Source organism: uncultured Thiothrix sp., from assembly GCF_937873765.1.
In the GTDB taxonomy this organism is placed as follows: domain Bacteria; phylum Pseudomonadota; class Gammaproteobacteria; order Thiotrichales; family Thiotrichaceae; genus Thiolinea.
In genome coordinates, this window is record NZ_CALMZC010000065.1 from 1 (window position 1) to 24078 (window position 24078).

Consider the following 24078-nt stretch of genomic DNA (forward strand, 5'->3'; position numbering starts at 1 on the left):
CGTGACTATCTCATGTGAGGGGACGCCATAAGTCGCAGGGGCATCGCCATAGTCATAAGCTGGGTTGGCAAGGGTAGTAATGGCTGAGAATTCAGAAGTGCCTGTTCCGCTAAGAGTGGCAGTGGCGGTAATTTTATCACCGAGCACTAAGCTACTGGGTAAAGGCAATGTCCATTGGAACTCAGACATACCGGTGCTGCTATTACCATCAGTATTAACGAGACTGCTACAGCTAAAGCTAACCGGATCTTCACCTACACCTTCTGTATAATTAGTTAGATAAGCTTCACCCTCACCATAATCTTGGGTCAATGTGGTTTGATTAGCGCCTGCAGGTTGTCCAGTGCTAGAGCTTGGTGATACATCCGCTTCAAACAATTCGATTTTTGCCCCAGCAGGCGCACAACCACTCACTACCAGATTGCTACCAATGATTTGTGAGGATTTGAAGATAGGGAAGTTTAATAAGTTATTGGCGCCACTATCAGCATCATTCGTATCGTCCAAACTCACTTGGTCTAAACCGAGATCAATGCCTAAGGCCTGATTTGCATAAAGACTATTGCGGCTAATCGTGACATTACTAGGGGTCGTTCCACTAAGGCTAATACCATTGCCACCGTTATAGGCAATTTTATTAGCCCCTGTACTGGTTCCATCCCCGATATTAATATTACTCGCACTAGCTTGGACTAAAATACCTTCCCCAGTATTAGCTAGACCGCTAGTGCCTGCACTATTTAAACCAATTAAATTACCTAAAACTTGAATAGACTGACTGGCCGCACCGTTGATTAAAATACCATTACGCGTATTGCCTGAAATGGTATTAGCAGTACCTGAACTACTGCCGATGAAGACATTGGGGGTATTATCAACGATGATCCCATCAAGGGTATTGGGGATAGTGGCAGTACCACTTAGATTAGTCCCAATGCGGTTGTCATTAATGGCTGAAGCCGTGGCATCCCCGTTAATTAAGCGAATACCAGCCATGTCATTGCCTGAGACGGTATTGCCGTTAATAGTTAAGTTAGCGGCTGCAGTATTAATATCAATACCATATTGCAAGTTTCCTTTATCACTGGTTCCAGCCGCGTTAGTACCAATACGGTTATTAGTAATAGTCGTCGAGGGACTACTCACCACATGCACGCCCCGCGTTTTATTACCAGAAATAGTATTATTGCGGACAGTTACACCTGTATTATTTTTAGTTTCTATCCCTGCTTGAGTATTGCCTGCAATTGTTTCACCATCTTTTAAAAGGCCTATGTAGTTATTTTCAACTAAAGTATTCGTGTTTGCGGTAGAGGCTAAGATACGCTCGGTGAAAACCCCAATTACTTTGTTATAGATGATTAAATTGGCATCACTATTAGTGGAGCCACCTACCACCACATTATTAGCATTACTAACATAGATACCGTGTAAGGTGTTACCCCGATCCAAGGTGCCAGAGACATCTGTACCGATGTAGTTATCTGCGATTTTAGTACCATTACTGGTGGTGTTGCGAATACCGCTGTAGCTATTGCTACCGATAATATTGCGTCCTGTTGCACTACTATTGCCGATGAGAGCATTACTTGTATCTGCTAAGAAAATACCATTATTTGCATTCCCAATGGCCTTCACCCCATCACTACCAAGGCCGATATAGTTGCCATAAATAGTAATACGATTAGTACCAAAGCGGGTATTAATACCATCTTGCTGATTACCAGAAATAATATTGCGCTCCGCTGCAGTCGTGCCACCAATGGTAATATCACTTGAATTAGTCGTATAAATCCCATAACCAGAATTAGCTAGTGCAGACATACCGTCTGGGGTAGTTCCAATTTTGTTATTCAGAATGGATACAAAATTGGCGTAAGCGAGCTTAATGCCTTTACTAGTGTTATTCGCATTTACACCGGTATTAGTCTTGTTGTTGCCTGCAATCACATTATCAACCATAGTAATAGTTGTACTGGCCGTACTCGCGTTACTACTTGTTAGCATAATACCTGCATAATCAGCAGCTTCTTGGTTATTGGGTTTAGGGCTTAATCCATCTCCACTCGTGCCAATATAGTTATTCTGAATTAGAGCTATGTTGACGCTATTTAAGCGCACCCCATCTTTACCATTGCCTGAAATAATATTGCGTGTTGCCGTGGAGTTGCCACCTACTGTTAAGCTACCACCACCATTATTGTATAAACCGTAGAACGTATTGGGCGCAATCGTTGTGCCATCGGCTTTTAAGCCAAGGTTATTACACTGTACCGTGAGATTAGTACCTGTGGATGAGGCATAAATCCCTGATTCAGTGTAGTTGCCAATGGCTAAACCACGAATGAGCGTATGATCAGCATTGACTGTAAGACCCTGTGCGTTCGCACCTGAGGTAGTGCCATCTAATTGCACTACGAGATTACGCCCACTAGTAGCACAGTTAGTGCCAGACTGTGTGGTCGCATCAATAGCCGTATAGCTATCTGTGATAGCAGGCAAACTAGCGATAGGCGTAATAGTAAATGGAGCAGTACCTGTCAGTTGAAAGATAGAGGTTTCAACACCTACAGTTAAACCGGTTTGTGCTAAACCGGTATTTTGTAGCAGATTACTATTGAGGATAAATTGGCGTAGAGAACCTTGCCCGCTGTCATTCGTGTTTACAATCGTATCGAAGTTGAAACCGAAGTCTACGCCTGTTCTATCACTAGAAGCTAGTGTGATCGGTTGAACCGATTGGGCTTGCCCGCCGCCGGAAAGCAGAAACGTTGATGTATTGAGTGTGTCACCCGTGGTGTTGGAAGTTGCATCAACAACGGCTGGATTGCGTCCACCCACTTCATTGGTGGTCGCAGTTGTTCCATCAGTACGATAGGTCTGAACACCTCGCTCAGTGGCATTAGAACCCGCTCTGGTGGATTTGATGGTGTTATTGACCACGCGTACATAATAATTGCCAGCAGCGAGCGCATTAAAACTATAAGAACCATCCGTGGCAGTAGTAGTGCTGCTAACAAAGGCACCTGCTGTACCATAAAGTTCAACCCGTGCGCTACTTATACCAACTGCGCCCACCGTGCTGAAGGGACGGCCTGCACCACCACCGTAGTTGACATCTTCAAAAACCACGCCTGTTAACTTGGGCAAGCTGCTAGTACTGACATCAGAACTATTAGAAGTAACATTCACAAAGGTAGTAGCACCCCCGGTGACTTTGGGATAGTTAGTGGTCGCTGTATTACTAACACTGGCAGGTAAGCCACTGGCATTTAGCTTAACCCTAAATTTAACCACTGCAGCCTTGGCTGCACCCACTTGGACTATGCCAGCAGCTTGTCCAGATGAATGTATTTCACGTGTGCCTGCTCCAGTCGGGTCATAGGGCATTTTTCCAGAAACATCGCTGACTGCTGCGCTATTCAAAGTGGTAGAACCCGCCACATAGGTCGTGCCGGTAGGAATAGTATCGGATAAGGTGGTAGTATCTGCGGCTAAATTACCGTTGTTAGTCACGGTAATCGTGTACTCTAAAACATCATTGGCTATGGCCAAGGTAGCAGGAGATTGACTGGTGGTGATATTAACTACGGTCTTGGTAATGGCAAGATTAGGGTCTAGTGTGGGTAGATTACAAGAGGCTAGATCATAGACCAATTCATTTGCAGCAAAACCAGTGACTGTCCCTAAGTTGGTAGAACTGTTGGCTCCTAAATCCATCGCATAAACCGAACTTGGTGAACCAGATGTAGAGATTAGAGCACCTGCATTGTTAAAAGCAGCCCCAGAAGCTGCATTAGGGCCGTAATTACCAAGATTAGTAGCCTTCAAGGTATTTATATCAATACGATATAAATGACTAACTCCAGTACCATTAACCGATGCGTACCAATAGAGACGGCCATTATTATCTGCAGTTACATCGCCTGCTTTTAAACTACTATAGATAGTATCCCCACTCGTAGGGACTAATGCACCCTTATCAGTAATAACACCTGCAGTCGTGACTTGATATAAATGATAATTGGCACCCACATAATAGCTATTCCCATCAGAGGCGCCACCCGGTCCACTCGATGCCGTCCAACTCAGCCAGTTAGTACCTAGGTTTGAAGTGGCACTACCCGTATATTTCCGAATAATCGTATTAGCACCATTATCGAAGTAAATATTGGTATCGGTTGCTTGTGAAATAGCTGCTAGATTTTGTGTGGCTGTTCCTGCAAGGGTAGCCACATTATTGGTTAGTGTGTACAGTTGTGGAGAGAATGCACTGGTACTGGTATTGTATTTAGAAGCATAGATAGGGTTGCAAGTTAAAGCGAAAGCTGACGAGTTAAATAAAAATAAGAGACTCACAAATAGAAAAGTGGTTTTTTTCCAACAGGAAGGCATTATATAAAATCTCTATTTTTATTATTAACTGTGCACCCAAGAAATTTATTATCCTTTACTTCATACTAACTAGTAAATAGTTATTGATTTCGTTCGTAGAAAGTAACGATATTTTTTATTTGGGTGCACAATCTCTAGTTTTACTATCAGGATAGGGTATATTCTATTTACTCAACCTTAATTCCAAAAGTTAAGCTTGCTTGAGTACCCGCTGCCAGATTACCCATATTACCAATAATCTGTCCAGTACCACCTTGGCTAATCGGTGTGGCAATACTGCCCTGACTGACTATCGGTAGACCGCCTGTGATATTAAAGCTAGTGTAAGCAGGAGCCGCATCTTGAATACGCACATTCCGTACCTCCTCAGCGCCGGTATTCGTCGCGATCAACTGATAAATCACACATTGCTTGGGTTCAGCCGTAAATAAATCATGGGTAAAGCTAGTTTCTGGCGTGCCATCGCAGTTACTATCTAAAGCTTGTTGTTTACGAATGGAAACATCTGAGCTATTCGTAGTGGTAACATCAATCGCCTGAGTACTGGAGGCACCGCCATCCCAAGTCGCTTTGACAGTGGTAATATTGGCTAAGCCCAATTGAATATCAGAGGTAGCTAAGACTTTAGTGAAGAGCAGAACTGTCTCGCTAACTGCTAAATTTGCAAGGGTAGTCAAGCGTTGATCGCCACCACTTAACACCCCATTTCCATCCGTATCAGCATAGAGTAGGGAAGTCCAACCCTCTTGTTCATCACTGGTAGTGAGGCTGATATTGGCTTTATCCACATTGCCTTGATTGCTCAACCAATGCGAGTAGACAATCGAACCACCGGGCAGGATTTGCCCAGTATGATCAGGATATAAAACTAGATCCGCGACCGCACCCACGGCAACAGCATCATGCTTGATGTCACTCGCACCAGTCGTGGGTGAAAGTATCCGAAAGTACAAATCAACGATGCTATTGCTGGCTTTAGCAGGGACTGAAACTTCAGCAAAAATCCGTTTGTTGGTACCGGCTGCAATCGGTCCGGTATTAGTAATGGCTTTGCCTTGCTCATCTAAGAAGCGCACTGCCCAACCTGCAGGGAGCGCAATACTCGCAAAGCTGCTATCCGTACTAGTTTGTAGGTTGAAGCTATCAGCCACAGTACTGGCATTATTCACATATAATACAAACTGAGTTTTGGTGCCGGGCATAGCAGTATTGGTACTGACAGCCGCTGCCTCTGGGCCTGCACCCACACCTAAAACGCCGGATTGGCCTAAGCTAGCATTGTTGGTTAAGTCCACGGCACTAACGCCAATCCCGTTTAAGGTATTAATCGCTGGGTTAGTTTGGCTATTATCCTTAAAGGAACTAGCATTTAAGGTGACTGAATATGGCGTGCCACCACTCACACTGGCTGGTAAAGTCGCTTTAATCACAATTAAAGCATTAGTGTTTGAGTCTAAATTACCAGTATCTGGAATGCCATTGCCATTGGTATCCAACAGTGGGGTATTGCCATCCGCTTGGAACAGATGTAGTACAGTACCTACAGGGAAGTTACTATTGCTCAAGCTTAAATCGAAGCTATCAACGCCATTACCTTTATTCCACACATAGTCTTTGAAAACAGCAGTACCACCTTGAGGAATGCTGGCTACTAGAATCGGTTCACTCGTGCCATCGGTGCTATTAGAGACGCTGCCATTCGTTACGACTCCGACATCTTGTAAGACTTCAAACTTGACGGAGTTGGTATTAAAGCTAGGTGTCGTCGTGCTGCCATCATTGAATAAGTACTCAGCAGTATTAGTTAGGACAGAGGCTGGTACGTTCGCCGCAATTTTCACTTCAAAACGCAACTCACCGGTCACACCCGCTTCTACTTGACTAATAATCGCAGTGACTTGATTAGTGCTATTCGTGTCTGCATCTTGAGCTGCTTCTGGCACACCGGTACAACTACTGTCATAGGCACAATAGCTGATAGTTTGTACAGCGCCCTGAGCATCACTTGGATTAGCATCACTCAGTATTGTCGAGCCAGATTCACTCCAACGCGCACTATTAGTTACATAAGTCATCCCAGTGGGCAGGGCATCAAGCAAAGTGACATTGCTGGCATCCAGTGCACTGGTATTATGATAGCGCAAAGTCACCGTGTAATTACCACTGCCCGCCATACCTTGCGTAGCGCTCATCGATTTAGTCACATCTATAACCGCGCTCGTATTGACTTCAGCCGTGTCAACATTGGTTTTTTGCGTGGCGGGTGTGAAAGCGCTGGCTGCGGTCAAAGTGTATTTGCCGGTTGCTGCATCACTTAAGCCAGCCGGTACATCCGCAATGGCTACAAACGAAAAGCTTTCTCCCGATTTCAACAGCGGCGTTTGCGTAATCGGGCTGCTGAAATCATCCGCTTGACCATCTTGATTCGCATCCGCATAGAATTTCACTGTAGTGAAATCGAAGCTATCACCGGTGATTTCAGCCGAAGCTAACGTGAAACTATCATCGCCATTCCCAGTGTTAGTCACCACATGCGGGAAGTCGACAGTAGCTCCACTGCTAGCAAGCTTAGTTTGCGTTTGCACTAATTCTAAACCAGCGACTTGTTGCACCAGTGTTTCCACCATATTAGAGGTCACACTGTAAGCCGTACCAGCTTCATCCTTAAAGGTGGCGCTGGCTTGGTTGCGAATCATCGTATTCGCTGCAGTCAGTGCCCAGGTCTGCAAAGGCATGAGCACTAAGCTCATGACCAGCAGCAGAATCAAACGACTCAGGTTATTCAGTGGGTTGTTGCTCATGATTCGCAGCCTTCTTTTCATTATTATTGTTGTTGCAATCATCTTCAGCACGTTTGGCTGGTTCGCTTAATTGATCACGACCTGCCATATAGCGCGGGGCGCAATCCGGTTTTTCGCCAGTTAACCAGCCAAATAAGGCTTCATCCGCTTTCATCTGTAAGCCAACATAGCCGCCTTGGACATTGAAGCCTTCCGAGTCTAAGTCGCTATCATTAAAGCCGAGGAAGTTGTAGCCTGCACCTAAGCGTACATTGTCAATCACATTAAATGCGATGCCAGCACCTAAGGAGTAAGCAGTATTCGAATCACTATTCAATACACCCCCGTGTGCATCGAAACTGAAACGATCATTGAACTCCCAAATGACCCGGCCATCGGCTAACACTGCATTTGAACTGCTATCACCCGCCTCGCTTTTTAGGGTCTGATGTTTAGCACCTAAGCGTCCAGAAACATCGACATCCTCATTGACACGATAATGCTGCTGAGTAGACAGAATATGTGTATTGGTATTGTCCGTGTCATTCTTATCCCACTTATAGGCATAGAGTGCATTATAGTCATCAGAGCCGGCCGGACGATGCGCTGCCGCTAAAGTCAGGGTGTTTTGCAGCGCATCTTCACGACCATCAGCATATTTTTGTAGGCGTAGATCGTCTTGCGCCATCACTGTGGTGGTCTCATTCAGCTTTTGCACATAAGTACCACTTAAACCATAGTAGTCTTCATCATCGCTATGGCGTGTCTCTAAGCGCAGCAACTTCTTCGCATCCGGGTCGCGGGTATCACTTAAGCCTACCGAGGCGGCGATACTGTCACTCTTTTCGGAGTTGTCATCATAATTCATGAATTCAATGCCCGGAGTAACAACCAGATTTTTCTCTAGATCAAAAGTCGCCTTTGCACCATTCACCGCCACCACATCTTCACCGCTGATATCACCTTCAATGCGATATTCAGAGTAAAGCTCAGTTGAAGGCAATACTTGGGTTTTGACCCCAGCTACTAAGTTATTACTGGTATCGACTGCACCAGCTAAAGTACCACTGGATAAGCGATCAGCTTGTTCGTAACGGATATACGCTTTAGTTTTATCATTCACTTCAAGCTCAGCGCCGATGCTCGCACGTTGGCGATCTGAATCACCGCCAATTTCACGCTCGTATTCAGCTTTCACGCTACCATCGCGTTCGAATACCTTAATATTACGCTCGACCCCCACAATGGCTGTGTTGATATTTTCCTGACCATTCGTATCCGATTGACGGATATGACGTACCCCGCCTTTCAGTTTCCACTCATCGATCTTAGTGGTCGCGCTTAATTCCGCAGTTTGACGTTGGTCTTCAGTGCTTAAAGACTCACTATGAGTTAGCTCAGCTTTGCCTTCTAAATTAGTAGCTAATTTTTGCTCATGGGTCAGTTTCAGTTCGCGTCGATCAGCCGTCACACCCCCTGTAGAGTTGGTATAACCCGCATCTGCCTGCACGGCGGTGAACTGAGTCCGAGAGGTTTCATCCCATTTCTTACTGGCTTGTAGACGTACTGCTGTACCACCTTCACTACCATCGGCATGGTTCATTTTAGAAATACCTGCTTGGATTTCAGTATCAGCCGTTTTGTACTGAGCAAATACGCCACTAACATCGTAGCCTTCAGTAGCATGCTCGTCCTTGGTATAACTTGCGCCTGCACTGAACTCATCCGTAAAGCGATGCATTAAGCGCACGCCCGCCACTAGATAATCATCACCTTGCTCAACACGATCATAGGTAATGCGAATAGCAACTGGATTTAACTCATCATCCAAAGTCGGAATGACTTTATGGAAAGTGATATAGCCAGTCACTTCATCAATCGAGTAATCACGGAAGCGTTCGAGTTTCTCAGTTTTGGTAATCAGACCGATATTGCCGCGATCACGGGTAATGATTTCGACAATATCTGAGTTACGCACAATCGGATGGCCTTGCAACTGATAATGCATTGCCGTGCCATTACCCGGAATCTCTTCATAGCCTCGTAGATTATCTTGCTGGGCGGCAAACATTTGTAGACGAGTTTTACCGTTGTCATAGATGCCGTTGAAGCCAGTCAGGGTACGTGAAATCCGTGCAATATCAGCGCTACTTGAATCATTATCGGTAATATAATCACCCCACATGGCGCTATTGCGGTCTTTCTCCAATTTCACATACAGCTTGCTACGGCTTTGTGCCTCGAAGCCACGTAAAGAGGAGTCACCATAGACACGATAGTATTCATCCGGATTAATATCACGTAATAGCTCAGCTTCTTTGTCCTTGGCACTGTCATAAGCAGCGGTCAGGTGCATATCGCCCCGTACTTTACCTTTCAGGAAGAAGGCCGAGCGACCATCAAATTCAGTATCCTCGGCAGCATCATCGAGCTGCGTTAGGCCTAAACTTTTATAACCTTTCGCATAGCCTGTATGGGCACGCAAATCCAGTAAACCAACGGCAATCAGTGGGCGCATTTCGGCGATTTGCGCGACATCGGTTTCGCTTTGCAGTGTGCCGGTAGAGACACGCAGTTTGATTTCACCGCTAGTCCCTGAGCTACGCAGATGGACAGTACGAGTACCGCTGGTGACCTTCACCTGATGACCCGCTACTTTGTCCTGAATATCCGGTTCTGCCCAAGTGCCATCACTGGCTTCTAGCGTTAGGAAGTAAGTACCTTTGGCGGGGTAGTTGTTCACGTCCAGAATGTCGATTTGCACTGGAACAGTTGAGCGACCACTATCTGCGGTCAGTGTGCCATCCACTTTCAATTTGATAGCTACCCCTGCAGAAGGACGCTTCACGCTTTTTTCTGCTAAGGTACGTGTATTACCAAAGGCGTCTTTAGCGACGACTTTAATCTCATTCATACCTTCTTGTAGATCTACGCCATACCAAGCTAAGACTTGTGCTTGTGCACTCTTGTTAACGATCTGCTCGCCAAGTTGGCTGTTGGATACAGGTTGACCGTTCACCAGTAGACTGGGTTCCACTTCAGAGCGAATCACCACCATAAAGCGACCATCTAAACTAGTGTCACCTAAAGGCCATAACCAAGTACCCGTTTTACCCTGCTCAGTGGTGATGGTTTTCACCACTTCTTTTGGATTAGGAATGGCTGGTTCTTGGGTTTGTTGCTCGATTTCTGCGGCATGTTCACTGGCGAAGTTTTCTTGTTGATTCTTCACTTGTTGACGATGCGCTTCCATCAAACCATTGGAAATGTCGCCATTCTTATCCGCAAAACGCGCTAAGTTCTGTAAGTTTTCGGTATTGGCAGGATCAAGGCTTTGGACTTCATTATTCCAGCCTTGAGCGGTCGTTTTGTTTTTCGCAAGGAGAGCATTGATGGCTGGATTATCCACTGTTACTGTACGAGTGGTACAACCCGTGGAGCGTTCCTCTGCAATTTCGCGAATTTTACAGTCTTGCTGTAGTTGTTGCTGTTGAACTTGTTTTTGTACAGGCTCTTCATAAGTCATCACGAGTTCAACGCGCCGATTTTTTGCCATGCCTTCGGGTGTTTCATTGCTAGCAATCGGTTGTGTTTCACCGTGACCCGCTACATTCACTTGGATCGCTTGACCTAAGTTTTGTTGAACATAATCAGCCACTTCTTTAGCGCGAGCTTCAGATAAACCTTGGTTCGTACCAAATTGCGCTTTAGTCGCAGGTTTTAAGCGCTCATTATCAGTATGACCGACGAACTGGAAGCGTACATTTTGTTTATCTTTAGTCATTTGTACGATTTTGTTGAGCTTCGCCAAATACTCAGATGGAATTACGGCTTTACCCGAATCAAAGTGAATCGCTTGTACTGGGTTTTTCACCGTGCGCGTTGCCATTTCAGTTGTGGTAGTTACCACGGGCTTTTGAGTACATTCTCGGACTTGCTTTTTCACTGGTTCAGCACATTCTTGGATAGTGCGCGTTTCCACTTGTGGGCAAGCTGCGGTGAAGTCAGCACGATAGAAGTCGCCGGGAACTAGATCCACAAAGCGACTATCAGGATCACCGGCTTGAGCCACATCTAAGACTTGGAATTGCAGGCCTTCTGGTACAGTATGTTGATCTACCTTCAACACATGTACACCCGGTTGTAAGCCATATAGGCTGTATTGGCCATTGATGTCAGTGATTACATAAGTGCCATCCTCCATATACAAGCGTACACCGGCTATCGGATAGCCATTCGCTTGTTCTTCAGGCGTACCAATCGGGCAGCCTTGTGCTAAAGCTAAGCGTCCAAATAGAATGGCACGATTTGAGAGCACGCCGGTCTTTTTCAACTGTACTTGCGCACTGGCGATCGGTGAGGAAACCGAGGTGTTCGTAGCGCTATACCCAATCGCTTGAGCTGTGTTAATCCCAGTACCATTATCGGCGGTTGCAGTCGCTTGCGTAATATAACTCAGAGTAATTTCACTACCTGCCGGGAAATTACCGATACGGAATTCTAATTGATTGGTTTTTCCATTAGTGCTCAATAGCGGGTCATTAATGAAATTGCTATCGACTTTGGCCGTGCCATTAATATATTTAAAGCCAACTGGTAGGAGATCGCGAATAATGGTGTTGTAGAGATCTTCACTGGATGTATTGCGAATCTTTACTGTATAGGCCACCAATTCACCTATTGAAACAGCATTCACGGAAGCTTGCTTTTGAATGGCAATTTCAGTCGTTGGTGTAGTTGGGCGGTCAACTGGAATATCTAGTGTATAGCTTGTAGATGATTCAATGACAGCAATCAACCCTGAGTTGGCGCTACTACCCTGATAGCCGGCTAGTCCATAAGAAGCTTGACGGACTTGATCATATTGAGTGCTTGCATATTCACTCGGCGGATGGCTAGAAGGAGCCGTGTAAGGTGCGGGTGGAGTTACTTTAATATAGTATTCGCCCACTTCCAATCCAGTGAATTTAAAATTACCGTTACTATCAGTATAAACGGTTTTTACAACCACATTATCCTCTACTGTAATTAAATCAATTTTAGCATTACTTACACCTGACAATGCCACTGAGTCAAACACAGTGCCTTCAACATCTTGTCCATCACGATCTTTAATAATTGGGTCAGCTATTAAAGTATTACACACCGTATTGCCTTGAAAGTCAGGAGTGCCGTCCCCATTTAAATCAATAGTAGCCTGCTGATTAAAGACTGTTTGCTCAGCAGGTAATTTAGCAACAGATAGGGTATAGCCGAATTTACCGCTTTTATTAACCCCTAAATAGCTAGCGGGAATTAATACTCCGACCTTGCTGATTGCGCTGCTACCATTCCAAGCACTATAAAGACTCCATTGGCCTAAAGCATTGGCTACTAACAGCATGCCTTGGGTTGGTTGCACAAAGAAGGCTGGTTGTTTAAGTAAGCTAAAGTAATTAGGATTAATCGCTTCTTCAATCAAAACGCCTTTGTAAGCTAAGCCTTCTATATTGATAGTACGTTCATCAGGAAGACTAGAGCCTTTATTAGTAAAACTAACTTCATGATAACTACGATCCCCAATGGCTTGAGTCACTTGGCAATCCACATCGCCAGTCTGATTTAGCTGAATGATTGCGCCTTGTTTGATATTGACCGTGTCAATATCACTGTCTTTGACGCTTGGGTCATTAGTAGAGGTTGTGGTTAGTTTAATAGTGAATTGGTCGCCGGGCTGGCTAGTGCTAGGTACTGTACCGACCACGACCACTTGGATGCTTTCGCCGGGTTTTAAAAGGTCGGTCTTAGTGAGTTCGCGTTCACCGGGGTCGACTTGACCGTTACCATTTTCATCCAAGTAAATCTTGAGATTTTCTAAATCCCCATTATCACCAGTAAGGTTTTCAACGCTCAGCAGATAATAGTCTGACTGGTTACCCGTATTAGTAATTTTATGGGGGAAAGAAACGGGCTTGCCTACTACCGCAGGCTGAGTTTGATCTTGGTTCTGCTCGACCTTTAATAGGGGCGCAACCACTAGAGTAGCCACATTAGAAAGCGCAGTTGCTTTAATCTCTGTGCCATTTTTAGTTTTGTACGAATATGAAGCTTCTGCTTGGTTAGTAATCTTGGTGCCTGCAGCAGTAGCGGCTGCTTGGCTATAAGATACTACCGTCATGAGCATGAAGAGCATCAATGCGCTGAGAATGCGTAACATGCATGCCTCTCTTGGTTATTTTTTTAATTTTTTGTGCTTGCAAGGTGGTGGTTTGTGGTATCACCACAGCGCCATTCTATTCATAAAACTCCCCCTACCAAAGGCAGAGGGAGTTGGTCTTTTGCTTCAGTTAATCAGGTCTAAAATTAATCAACTTTAGTACTGAATTGAACGGTTGCAGTTTGACCAGGCAATAAAGTGCCACCTACAGCAGCAGTTGCGTCTGGGCCTATGAAGAAGGAGATAGTACCGCTAACTTGTTCTGCACTATCATCACCTGCTACATCAGTACGAGCTGCGAAGCTACTGTTGCCTAAAGCATACTTCAGACTGCTTGCTTGGTAAGTCGTATAAGTTGGAACATTGTCACGTACGACTACTTTCAGTGCATTAGCATCCCCTTGGTTCTCCGCCACAATCTGCCAAATCGCACATTCGCCAGGAGCGACTTTAGAACCTAAATTCGCAGCAAACGCACCGTCTGCAGTACCATCACAAGCGGCGTCATAAGCTACTGTTTTGACTAAGCGTACTTGGCCTAAAATAACGGTAGAAATGTCTTCAACACTAGCATCGGGTGCGGTTGCAGCAGTGTCAGTGTTGGTTGCAGTCACCGTCAAGGTATTGACTTCACCGGGATCAGCATCGCTAGGTGCAAACACAACCGGTGTTAACGGCATAGAAACACCAGGCGGTAAAGTTACCTCAGGATTGCCATCTGTATCCGTATCGGTCCAAACAACTTGCACAGGATTACCCGTATTATCAGTACCGTAAATTTTATCGGTTGGGGTTAACTGGCTAGTTGGCTTATCTGGAATGCCGTCCCCTGTGGTATCAACCAACAGATTATTATTCCAGTTCGGTGTAGTACCTGGGTTAGTAGCGGCTAATTCAAAGGTTTCTTCAGTGTTACCGGTGTTATCCAAGGTATGGGTATAATCGACAGAACCACCCGCTTGGATTTGGTCTGAACCCGGAGGTGTTAAGGCAACTTGACGTAATGGAGCTACATCAATCGCATCCATCATAATGTCAGTTGCACCCGTGACAGATGACAAGACTTTAATCGTGATCAATTGATCGCCATCACCATCGCCATTGGTATCTACTGTACCGTAATCAGCGGCTGCATTAGCTGGATCAGCAGGGATACTAACGACAGCGATAAACTTGCGGTCAGCAGTACCGGCTGGTAAAGATGGAGTCGTAGTGATGGGGCTACCGGTACGATTACCTGAGGCGTCAGTCGCATAGAAAGCTACTGTCCAGCCAGTGGGTAGAGCGCCTAAGTTAGTACCGTCACTGCCACCTGCATAGAGTTTGAAAGCATCGGCAGAGCCAGAGTCATTGTCGACATAGAATGGGATCTCAACTTTGCTACCCACAGTGGCATCGAAGGTTGGGCGTGAGCCTTTGGTGGTAGAGGTAGTATCGTTGCCATTGTTAATGGTATAAGGAGAGCTACCTAACTCATCCATATCTACGCCAATAGTTGAGCCATCAGCACTGTCTGTTAAATCCACGCCGGAGCTGGTAATTTCACCTAATTTCAGGCTAGTAGTATTACTAGCTGGAGTAGTAGAAGGGTCATTAGCTGAGGTAGCCGTCAGAGTAGCCGTAAAGCCAGCGCCACTATTATCACCACTAGTGGTGGATGGTAATTGCGCTTTTACCATAAAGGTCTTAGTAGCGCCTGCTGCTAGTGGGCCTGTATCGACACCACCTTCATTATTCGTGTCAGTAATTTGTACCGTACCGGCTTCATTCCAGATAGTGAAGGTAGTACCTACAGGGTAATCGCCTCTAGCAATTAATAGTTCAAAGGTATCAGTACCAGAGCCATTATTGGTGACATCAACTAAGAATTGTACTGCTGAGCCAATTGGGGCTTGAGTTACGTATTGAGTATCGTTGTCACCGTCATCGTCTTTACCATCGTTGACAGTATCATTTAAGTTTTCATCGGTATCGTTCGCATCTACAGCATATTTTTGCGGCAGTACGGTTTGCGTAGGATTAGATGGGATAGGATTTTCAGTAGTACTTGTATTGCCATCTAAGTTCGCTTGTAACCAAGCAATATTCTTAATAATATCACCTGCGGAACCGGGGGTTGTGTTGTTGTTGAACGTAGCTGGATCATATTCTAAGACCATGCTGACACTCACCGTTTGATTCGGTGCAATCGAAGCATCCATGGCACTAATGCCTGCTAGAGCAGTGTCCGTTTGGTCGCTATCGTTATTGAGGTCGATACCGAGAGTTGTTTCATTAAGAGGAGTAGCTGCAGGTAGGGTATCACCATTAGCAAGTAATAAACCAGAAGCAGAAGTACTAATTAAGGTCAGAGGTGTATTGCTATTATCAACTGGAATAGCGTCATAGATATTGACGTCAGTAGCGGCACGATTACCTGTATTAGTAATGGTTAAAGTATAAGTAATACGGTTAGTCGCAGCATTTAATACCGCTGATTTAGTGTAGTTCAGGACTGCATCACCAGAGACAGTGATCACATCTTGGTTCGTACCTTGTAGGGTGTCAGCACCACCTGTTGCATTAGTAGCATCTGTAACAACGCCATTGGCTGAAGTAGCCGTCAAGATAACGCCCAATTCTTGGCCAGTCGTTGCACTGCTAGGTACTGCTACCGCAATGACTAATTCAGCACTTGCACCTGCAGCTAAAGTGACGCTAGTGACTTCGGGTTCGCCAGCATCTACTAAGCCGTTACCATTCACATCGCGATATACTTTAACTGAGCTAGAGGTAAGATCATCGCCAATATCGTTGGCAGCCGTCAAAGTATAAGTGTCAGTACCGTTACCATTGTTGGTTAAGGTATGTTGGATATACGTCATTTGGCCAGCAGCAGCCGTTTTGGTGCTATCGCTGCTCAGGTCAGCTTTATAAACTTGTTTTACAGTAATTACGGCTTCGTTAGATTGAGCTGAGTATTTATTCCCAGCACTATCTTCATAAGTAACAGTTGCTAAGTTCTTAATCAATGTGCCAGCAGCAGTCGCCGCGACAGCGGGGGCAATACTGACGACTAGGCCACCAGCCAATAAAGCACCTGCACAGACTTGGCTTAGTTTTCTTTTATTGAAGGTCATATACTTTTGACTCTCGCTTGTTTTTATTAATGAATGACGCTTAAGGGTTTGTTGGTATAGCTATTTAACAGTAGAGCGATAAGCAAAGTTTTGTACTTCGCCTGCGTTCAAAGGTTCTTGCATAGTCCAACGTAAGTGGGTATAGGCACTTGGGGGGATAATTTTTTCAACTTTCTTACCTTGGGCATCTTTAACCATGCGTTTCACGGGTTCGTTTTCGAAGGTTTTACCGCCGTCGATACTGACCTGTAAGGCTGCTTTGGCTTCAGTAAAAGCACTTTTACCAATATAAGCTGTTACCCGTGGCACAGGGCCTGTGACAATTAAATCTTTTAAAGGGTTAGTGCCCGTATTTTCATAAGTCAGTTGATATTCAACCGTTTGTCCGGGTTCCACTTCGGTCGCTGGCTCGAGAACTTCTTTACCTGCTTGGTCAGTGCTAACAACATAAGCAGTCATGGTGTTTTGCAAAGGCGCTTTAGAGGTTTGTGTATTCGCAATCGCAATACCGCCTGCAATGACCGATGCGGCTACCAATAAATACGCGTAGTCGCGCTTTTTGAACAGGTGAATTTTTGGAAACATGAGTGAACCCCTCGTAACAACTATATAGTTATGTATTTTTATAATCAGGTATTGTGGTCTAATCCTAACAAGGATAAAGAAGTGTAACTAAATATAGCTAGAAGAGGGGAGAAAACCGATAAATGGAATTAGCGGTAACTATTCAGGCAATAAGCGGCTAGCAATGATTTGGTAGGTTTGTGGACTTGTGAAGGTATCCCAGAAACGCTGTTCACTGGGAGTGGCAAACCAAGCGAGAAAAGTAACTCCAAAAAGAAACAAAGACTTAGCGGGTTTTGAGCTATCAAATAATTTTAAAGCAGTTCCAAACGAGCGCTTAATTCGATAGTTCATAAAATCAACACTATACATTTCATCTAAGATTAAATGTAGAAGAAATCCAAGCAATAAAAATAAGCCAATTAACCAAGAGGTGAAATCATTCTTGCCGAGCACATGATAGCTTAGGGCAGTAAGTGCAAAAGTGGCAAATAAGGCAGCAAGCAAAGAGTGAATAGAACCACGGTGGGTAGTGTATTTATGGAAGACTTGCCAAAATACAAAGCGAATGCCTAAAAACGCTCCAATACCAACTAGCCATAACTCACTGATTGACATGGTATTTTTGACTGAAAAGACCATCAAAAAAGCAACAAAAATCCCAAGTATTGAAAACATAATCCGACTAGGATAAGCATGTTGTAAGTCGACATCCGGTAATATGCCACCAATTGTCCCAACTAGTGCTAAAGTCAGAGCATCTTGTTGATCAACTAAGCCGACTTGTAAACAGAGAATCGACAGCAAACCCGAACTTGCGGCAGCCCAAGTAATATGCGTATTAAAGTTAGCCATGTTGTAAAAAATTACTAAGTATTATCGTCTTGATTCTTCATTTTTATTGTACCTTCTTTGCCAGCTAACAGGTTTTTTATATTAGATTCATGCCGCCACCAAATTAAAGCGGTCATTAAAATTAAACCTAAAGCTAAACTGCCACTATGGGTAAATAAATAGAAAATAAGCGGTGCTAATAAAGTAGCGATTAGTGCTGAGAGGGATGAAATTTTCAGAATTTTGGCTATAAATAACCAAATTAAGGCAACACACACACCTGCCCAAAAATGGATCCCAAAATAGACACCTAAGGCCGTTGCTACTCCTTTGCCACCCTTGAAGTTGTAATAAATTGGCAATAAATGACCCATAAATGCAGCAAAGCCGATTAAGAGGAGCCAGCCATAGCTCAGGCCTAAAGCTTGTCCGACGAGTACTGGAATTAAGCCTTTCAGCATATCGCCTGCTAGAGTAAGGGCTGCAGCTTTTTTACCCCCTACGCGCAAAACGTTAGTGGCGCCCGGGTTATTCGAGCCTGCTGTACGTGGGTCAGGTAAGCCCATTATTTTGCAGGTAATAATTGCGGTCGAAATCGAACCCAGTAAATAAGCTAAAACTAGCAGGGCATAGGACATAGCAGCGTGATCCCGTATTGCTTGTTAGAATGCGCCAACATGATAGCGTGAAAGGAACAGAATTGTCGCAGCTTTTTACCATTACTGAAGGCCAAGGCCGCCCACTCGTCGCTTTGCATGGCTGGGGAATGAATCAGATCGTTTGGCAACCGATTCGGGAACGCCTGACTCAACAAGCTCAAGTGACTTGGGTTGATTTGCCGGGGCATGGGCGCAGTGCTGAGCTTAAATCAGCGAGTCTCGAAACAGTAGTGGAACAACTAATTCCGCATATCCCAGATAATGCAATTGTCATGGGCTGGTCTTTAGGGGGGCTGATTGCGCAGGCTGTAGCGCAACGTTTGCCAGAGCAAGTAGCGGGTTTAATTCTGGTTGCTAGTACTCCGAGGTTTGTCCTCTCCCCAGATTGGCCTTATGCACTCAGCGCTGAAGTGCTGCAAAGCTTTGCGGATAGTTTAGCTCAGGATTATACAGCGACAGTAAGGCGCTTTTTTGCCTTACAGTTTATGGGTGTGCGTAGCGATCCAACAGCTTTACATAATTTACGCGATCAAATTTTACAATATCCAGCGAGTTTGGGCGCGCTCAAAGATGGCTTGGAGATTTTGCGTACCGCAGATTGCCGGCAACACTCTATTCAACAGCCTTGTTTGTGGGTTTTAGGACGCTTAGATAAATTAATTCCTGTTAGTTTGGCAGCAGGTTTGCAAGCTTTGCGTTATGGTGAAGTGCAAGTCATGCCTAAAGCGGCGCATGTACCTTTTGTGACACATTCTGATGAATTTATGATAATCGTGGAAAATTTTATTCATGGTCTCTAAGACTGTTCCCGCTGAGCTAGCCCATTACCTTGATCCGTTTAAAACTCGCTCGAGTTTTGATCGTGCGGCGAAAACTTATGATCAAGCAGCTTTTATCCAACGTGAAATTGGCAATCGTCTAATGGAGCGTTTGGACTATGTGCGTTTACAACCTAAACGTGTGGTGGATTTAGGCTGCGGAACGGGCGCGATCAGTAAACAACTGCTAAGCCGTTATCCACAAGCTGAAGTAGTGAGTCTTGATCTCGCTTTAGGTATGGTGGAAGAAACTAAGCGTCAAGCTAATAACTTTAGGCTCAATGGCCTATGTGCAGATGTACAACAGATGCCGTTGCAAGAGAATTGCGCGGATCTCCTCATTTCTAACCTGATGTTACAATGGTGTAATGATTTAGGCGCGGTATTCCAAGAATGCGTGCGGGTATTGCGGCCAGAAGGCTTATTCATTTTTACTACTTTTGGGCCAGATACTTTGTACGAGCTGCGTAATAGCTGGGGACAGGTGGATGGTTATACCCACACGAGTCGCTTTGTGGATATGCATGATGTGGGAGATGCTTTACTTGCTGCTGGTTTTCGTGATCCGGTGATGGATCGGGAGGTGATAACGGTGACTTATCCAGCCGTGAGAAACTTATTGCAGGACTTAAAAACAATCGGTGCGAATAATGCAACCTTAGGCCGTAATCGCGGCTTAACGGGTAAACAACGCTTGCAGGGATTTTATCAAGCCTATGAGCATTATCGTTTAGCTGATGAAACTTATCCTGCAACGTATGAAGTGATTTTTGGACATGCTTGGGCGCCACGGATTAGGCCTAGTGCTAAGCCGGAGCGTTTTATCCCGATTCAAGTTCGGTGAGTCATTGGCTCTTATCTAATAGGAGTTGAACTTAATTTTTGCAGATTTATTTAGGCTAAATAATAAGCTAAACACTCAGTTAGCTGAGCTTAGCTGGATAATTGTATCTATTTGGAAGGGCTTTATGTTATATTTGCTGCACTGCAACAATTTAGAGTTTTTCTAGGAGAAAAACGATGGCAAACCCTTCCAAATCTTTACCGACTTTAGCAAGCGAAGTCGCCTATGCTGCACCACAAGTCATTGCACACCGTTTAACCCGCATGGCGTTGGCGGGTGCTAACCCTTCTGCCCGTGATCAACGAGAGTTTTATCAGATGGGAGCGGAGAAAGTTGAGGCTTTCTATGAGTCTTGGAATGCAATGATGCTGCAAAGCTTGCAAATTAATCAGCGCTTGTTCTTTTCTTTTTGGTTTCCTTGGGCAGCACAAGGTTCTTCCAAAAATCCAGTCGAGCAATTAGAGCAAGCCGCTACGCAGATTCTAACGAGTGCTCTTAAGCCAGTGCACAAACGAGCTGTTTCTAATGCAAAACGCTTAAATAAGACCGGTATTCTGTAAGTTTTGTAGCAACTGCTCGTCTACTAAAAGCAGTTACTTGAAGTGATTGCTTTTATTGATTGACTGTTCAGTCAACGATATTTAATATGCCAGACATTAACAGTATGTCAGGTGGTACTGAACATGAGCGAAAGGCAAGCACGGCGAGGTGGTGGCCGCGACAGTAAACGAGCAGCACGCCAAGTTTCTCAGACCAAACAAGCAGCCTTCATTGAACGGCGCATTCCTTATTTCGAAGTCCTCAGCGAAGAAAGTTTGGAGCTGATTGAGCACAATGCAGATACCATCCTTGAAGAAATCGGCATTGATTTCCGTGATGACCCAGAAGCAATTAGTCTGCTGAAAAGTGCAGGTGCAGATATTCAAGGGGAGCGAGTGCGCTTTCCACGGGGTATGTGCCGAACACTAATTCAAGCCACTGCTCCCAAAGAATTTACCCAGCATGCACGTAATCCAGAGCGTAGCACTATTATCGGTGGTAAGCGTACCGTCTTAGTGCCCGCCTATGGTTCACCGTTTGTGCGTGACTTAGACAAAGGTCGCCGTTACGCCTCCATTGAAGACTTTCGCAATTTCGTCAAGCTCGCTTATATGAGTCCTGGCCTGCATCATTCTGGGGGTACGGTGTGCGAGCCTGTCGATTTGCCGGTGAATAAGCGGCATTTCGACATGATCTATAGCCATCTCAAATACAGTGATAAGCCGTTCATGGGTTCTGTAACCCACTATTCACGTGCCCAAGACACCGTGGATATGGCGAAGATTGTGTTTGGTGAAGAGTTCGCCACCAATAATTGTGTTACCACTAGCCTAATCAACGCTAATTCACCGATGACCTACGATGACACCATGTTAGGTGCTTTGAAAGTCTATGCGCGTAATATGCAAGCCACAGTCATCTCTCCTTTTATTCTTTCTGGCGCGATGTCTCCTGTGACTGTAGCAGGTACAGCTACCCAGATCCTAGCGGAAGCTCTAGCAGGCATGGCCTTTGCACAATTGGTACGTTCTGGTGCGCCGGTCGTGTTTGGAACTTTCTCGAGTGCGGTATCCATGCAATCGGGTGCGCCTACCTTTGGTGGGCCAGAGCCTAGCTTAGTGATGTATACTGTAGCGGCTCTAGCGCGGCGTTTAGGTGTGCCTTTCCGGAGTGGTGGTGGCTTATGTGCTTCAAAGTTACCAGATGCACAAGCCGCCTATGAAGCCGCAAATACCTTACAAACAGCCGCCTTAGCCGGTGTGAATTTCATGCTACATACAGCGGGTTGGTTAGAAGGCGGTTTAGTCATGGGCTATGAAAAGTTCATGATGGATGTTGACCAAGCGAATATGATGTCGGTGCTGCTAGGTGGTGTGGATATGAGCGAGAATGGTCAAGCACTGGATGCCTTCCGTGAAGTGGGACCTGGTAAACATTTCCTTGGCGCCGCACATACTCAGCGTAATTTTGAAACCGCTTTCTATCGGTCTACACTCGCAGATAACAATAGTTTTGAGCAGTGGAGCGAAGAGGGGGAGCAAGATATGGCACAGCGTGCGAATACTTTGTTTAAGCGTGTGTTGGCTGAGTATGAACTTCCACCGATGGATCAAGCGATTGATGAGGCTTTGCTTGAGTTTATGGCTAAGCGTAAAGCTGAATTTCCCGATAAAGATTATTAAGGAACACCGGTTATGGCTGAAGAGTATGATGATGGGGATGAACTGATTCTTTCGGAGTTAGATGACGAAGAGTTAGTCGCACAAATGCATGATGATCTGTATGACGGTTTGAAAGAAGAAATCGAGGAAGGTGTCAATATTCTCCTTGAGCGTGGCTGGGCTGCGGACAAAGTCTTGTCTGAAGCATTGGTAGAGGGGATGCGAATTGTTGGGGTGGATTTCCGGGATGGTATTTTATTCGTACCAGAAGTGCTGTTGGCGGCCAATGCAATGAAAGGCGGGATGGCAATCCTGCGTCCCCTCTTAGCTGAAACTGGTGCTAAACCTATTGGCAAGATGGTCATTGGCACAGTAAAAGGCGATATCCATGATATTGGCAAAAACCTCGTCACGATGATGATGGAAGGTGCGGGCTTTGAAGTCATCGACTTAGGCATCAATAACTCAGTTGATGAATACTTAGCGGCTTTAGAAGAGCATAAACCCGATATCCTCGGTATGTCTGCGCTCTTAACCACCACGATGCCTTATATGAAAGTAGTGATTGATGCGATGGTCGAGAAAGGTATTCGTGATGACTACATTGTGTTAGTTGGCGGTGCTCCACTGAATGAAGAGTTTGGTAAAGCGGTCGGTGCGGATGCTTATTGTCGTGATGCAGCCGCAGCTTCTAGCACTGGTTTAAGCATGGTTCAACAACGCCAAGCTGCTTAAGTTAATAAAATATGTCAGCTCAAGTAGAGCCAGTCTTAGTACTGGCTTGTGGTGCCTTAGCCCGAGAGATTCAACAGCTTAAGTTAATCAATGGCTGGGAACATCTCAAAATAAACTGCCTTGAAGCTGACTTACATAATCGCCCTGAGCGTATTCCTGAGCGTGTCAGAGCCAATATTCGCCGTTATCGTCCCCAATTTTCGCAAATCTTTGTTGCTTATGCAGATTGTGGTACGGGTGGTTTGTTAGATCGTGTACTTGCAGAAGAGGGTGTCGAACGTTTACCCGGCGCACATTGTTATGCCACCTTCGCAGGTCAACAGTCATTTGCTGAGTTAGCAGAAGCTGAGTTAGGTAGTTTTTATTTAACTGATTTTCTTGCCAGACATTTTGAGCGTCTAGTGATTAAGGGGATGCAGCTCGATAAGCACCCCGAGTTAATGCCCTTGTATTTCAATCACTATAAACGTCTTGTGTATTTGGCTCAAACCTCGAATCCTGAGCTGCTGGCTAAAGCACAAGCAGCCGCCGAGTTTTTGCGCTTAGAATTTAAGCTGGTTCCTACCGGCTATGGTGAGTTAGCCACAGAATTAGCGCGCATTGCGCAAAGGTGATAACAATGGCAGAACGTGTGATCGTGTACTGGCGTGATATTCCTTCTCAAGTTATTTTGAAAAGAGGCCGCTTGAAAGGCAAAGCACTGTTGAGTGAAAAATTTCAAGAGGCGATTGATAAAGCGGCGATTCGTGCCGGCAAAGCAGGTACAGATGATTATGTGGCTGAATGGCATCGAATCACTAGCGAGGTAGATGTTGGTGATGATCTGGATAAGGCGGCTCGTCAAGAAGTCTCTTTATTAGAAGCGCAATTCCCCACAGAGGTTTTAGAACAAGTCATACGCAATGGTGGCTTAATCGCTGCTTGAGGAGATTG

At 45.2% G+C, this 24078-nt stretch carries 14 protein-coding genes; 7 read left to right on the forward strand and 7 right to left on the reverse strand.

What is annotated here, in order from left to right; all coding sequences use genetic code 11:
* The 7 genes from Q0307_RS18400 to plsY form a co-directional block, all read right to left on the reverse strand.
* A partial coding sequence (locus Q0307_RS18400; protein ID WP_298662715.1) for a right-handed parallel beta-helix repeat-containing protein occupies positions 1 to 4395 on the reverse strand: 4395 nt, incomplete at its 3' end.
* Positions 4396 to 4562: 167 nt separating this feature from the next.
* On the reverse strand, positions 4563 to 7196 hold the full coding sequence (locus tag Q0307_RS18405; RefSeq protein ID WP_298662717.1) for a hypothetical protein: 2634 nt from the start codon (positions 7194 to 7196) through the stop codon (positions 4563 to 4565).
* Entirely contained in the window at positions 7174 to 13371 is a 6198-nt protein-coding gene (locus tag Q0307_RS18410; protein ID WP_298662719.1) for an OmpA family protein, read from the reverse strand. The genes Q0307_RS18405 and Q0307_RS18410 overlap by 23 nt, the downstream gene beginning before the upstream one ends.
* Positions 13372 to 13517: 146 nt before the next feature.
* Positions 13518 to 16490 carry a hypothetical protein gene (locus tag Q0307_RS18415; protein ID WP_298662721.1) on the reverse strand — a complete coding sequence of 991 codons (2973 nt, stop codon included), beginning with the start codon at positions 16488 to 16490 and terminating at the stop codon, positions 13518 to 13520.
* 60 nt (positions 16491 to 16550) lie between these two features.
* Positions 16551 to 17075 carry a hypothetical protein gene (locus tag Q0307_RS18420; RefSeq protein ID WP_298662722.1) on the reverse strand — a complete coding sequence of 175 codons (525 nt, stop codon included), beginning with the start codon at positions 17073 to 17075 and terminating at the stop codon, positions 16551 to 16553.
* Positions 17076 to 17213: 138 nt separating this feature from the next.
* Entirely contained in the window at positions 17214 to 17909 is a 696-nt protein-coding gene (locus tag Q0307_RS18425; protein ID WP_298662724.1) for a metal-dependent hydrolase, read from the reverse strand.
* 14 nt (positions 17910 to 17923) lie between these two features.
* Positions 17924 to 18526 carry a glycerol-3-phosphate 1-O-acyltransferase PlsY gene (gene plsY, locus Q0307_RS18430; RefSeq protein WP_298662726.1) on the reverse strand — a complete coding sequence of 201 codons (603 nt, stop codon included), beginning with the start codon at positions 18524 to 18526 and terminating at the stop codon, positions 17924 to 17926.
* Between the two features lie 62 nt (positions 18527 to 18588).
* On the opposite strand from plsY, the gene bioH reads away from it, so the two are divergent.
* From bioH to Q0307_RS18465, 7 genes are all read left to right on the forward strand, one after another.
* On the forward strand, positions 18589 to 19347 hold the full coding sequence (bioH, locus tag Q0307_RS18435; RefSeq protein ID WP_298662728.1) for a pimeloyl-ACP methyl ester esterase BioH: 759 nt from the start codon (positions 18589 to 18591) through the stop codon (positions 19345 to 19347).
* A complete protein-coding gene (bioC, locus tag Q0307_RS18440; RefSeq protein ID WP_298662730.1) occupies positions 19337 to 20209 on the forward strand; it encodes a malonyl-ACP O-methyltransferase BioC in 873 nt (290 codons plus the stop codon). The genes bioH and bioC overlap by 11 nt, the downstream gene beginning before the upstream one ends.
* A gap of 176 nt (positions 20210 to 20385) precedes the next feature.
* Positions 20386 to 20769: a polyhydroxyalkanoate granule-associated phasin gene (locus tag Q0307_RS18445; protein ID WP_298662732.1), complete on the forward strand. Its 384-nt coding sequence runs from the start codon at positions 20386 to 20388 to the stop codon at positions 20767 to 20769.
* Between the two features lie 123 nt (positions 20770 to 20892).
* Positions 20893 to 22431 carry a trimethylamine methyltransferase family protein gene (locus Q0307_RS18450; protein WP_298662734.1) on the forward strand — a complete coding sequence of 513 codons (1539 nt, stop codon included), beginning with the start codon at positions 20893 to 20895 and terminating at the stop codon, positions 22429 to 22431.
* A gap of 12 nt (positions 22432 to 22443) precedes the next feature.
* Positions 22444 to 23145: a corrinoid protein gene (locus tag Q0307_RS18455; RefSeq protein ID WP_298662736.1), complete on the forward strand. Its 702-nt coding sequence runs from the start codon at positions 22444 to 22446 to the stop codon at positions 23143 to 23145.
* Positions 23146 to 23156: 11 nt separating this feature from the next.
* Positions 23157 to 23759 carry a DUF1638 domain-containing protein gene (locus Q0307_RS18460; RefSeq protein ID WP_298662738.1) on the forward strand — a complete coding sequence of 201 codons (603 nt, stop codon included), beginning with the start codon at positions 23157 to 23159 and terminating at the stop codon, positions 23757 to 23759.
* 5 nt (positions 23760 to 23764) lie between these two features.
* Positions 23765 to 24070, forward strand: coding sequence for a virulence factor (locus tag Q0307_RS18465; RefSeq protein WP_298662740.1), 306 nt, complete (start codon positions 23765 to 23767; stop codon positions 24068 to 24070).
* Positions 24071 to 24078 lie beyond the last annotated feature (8 nt).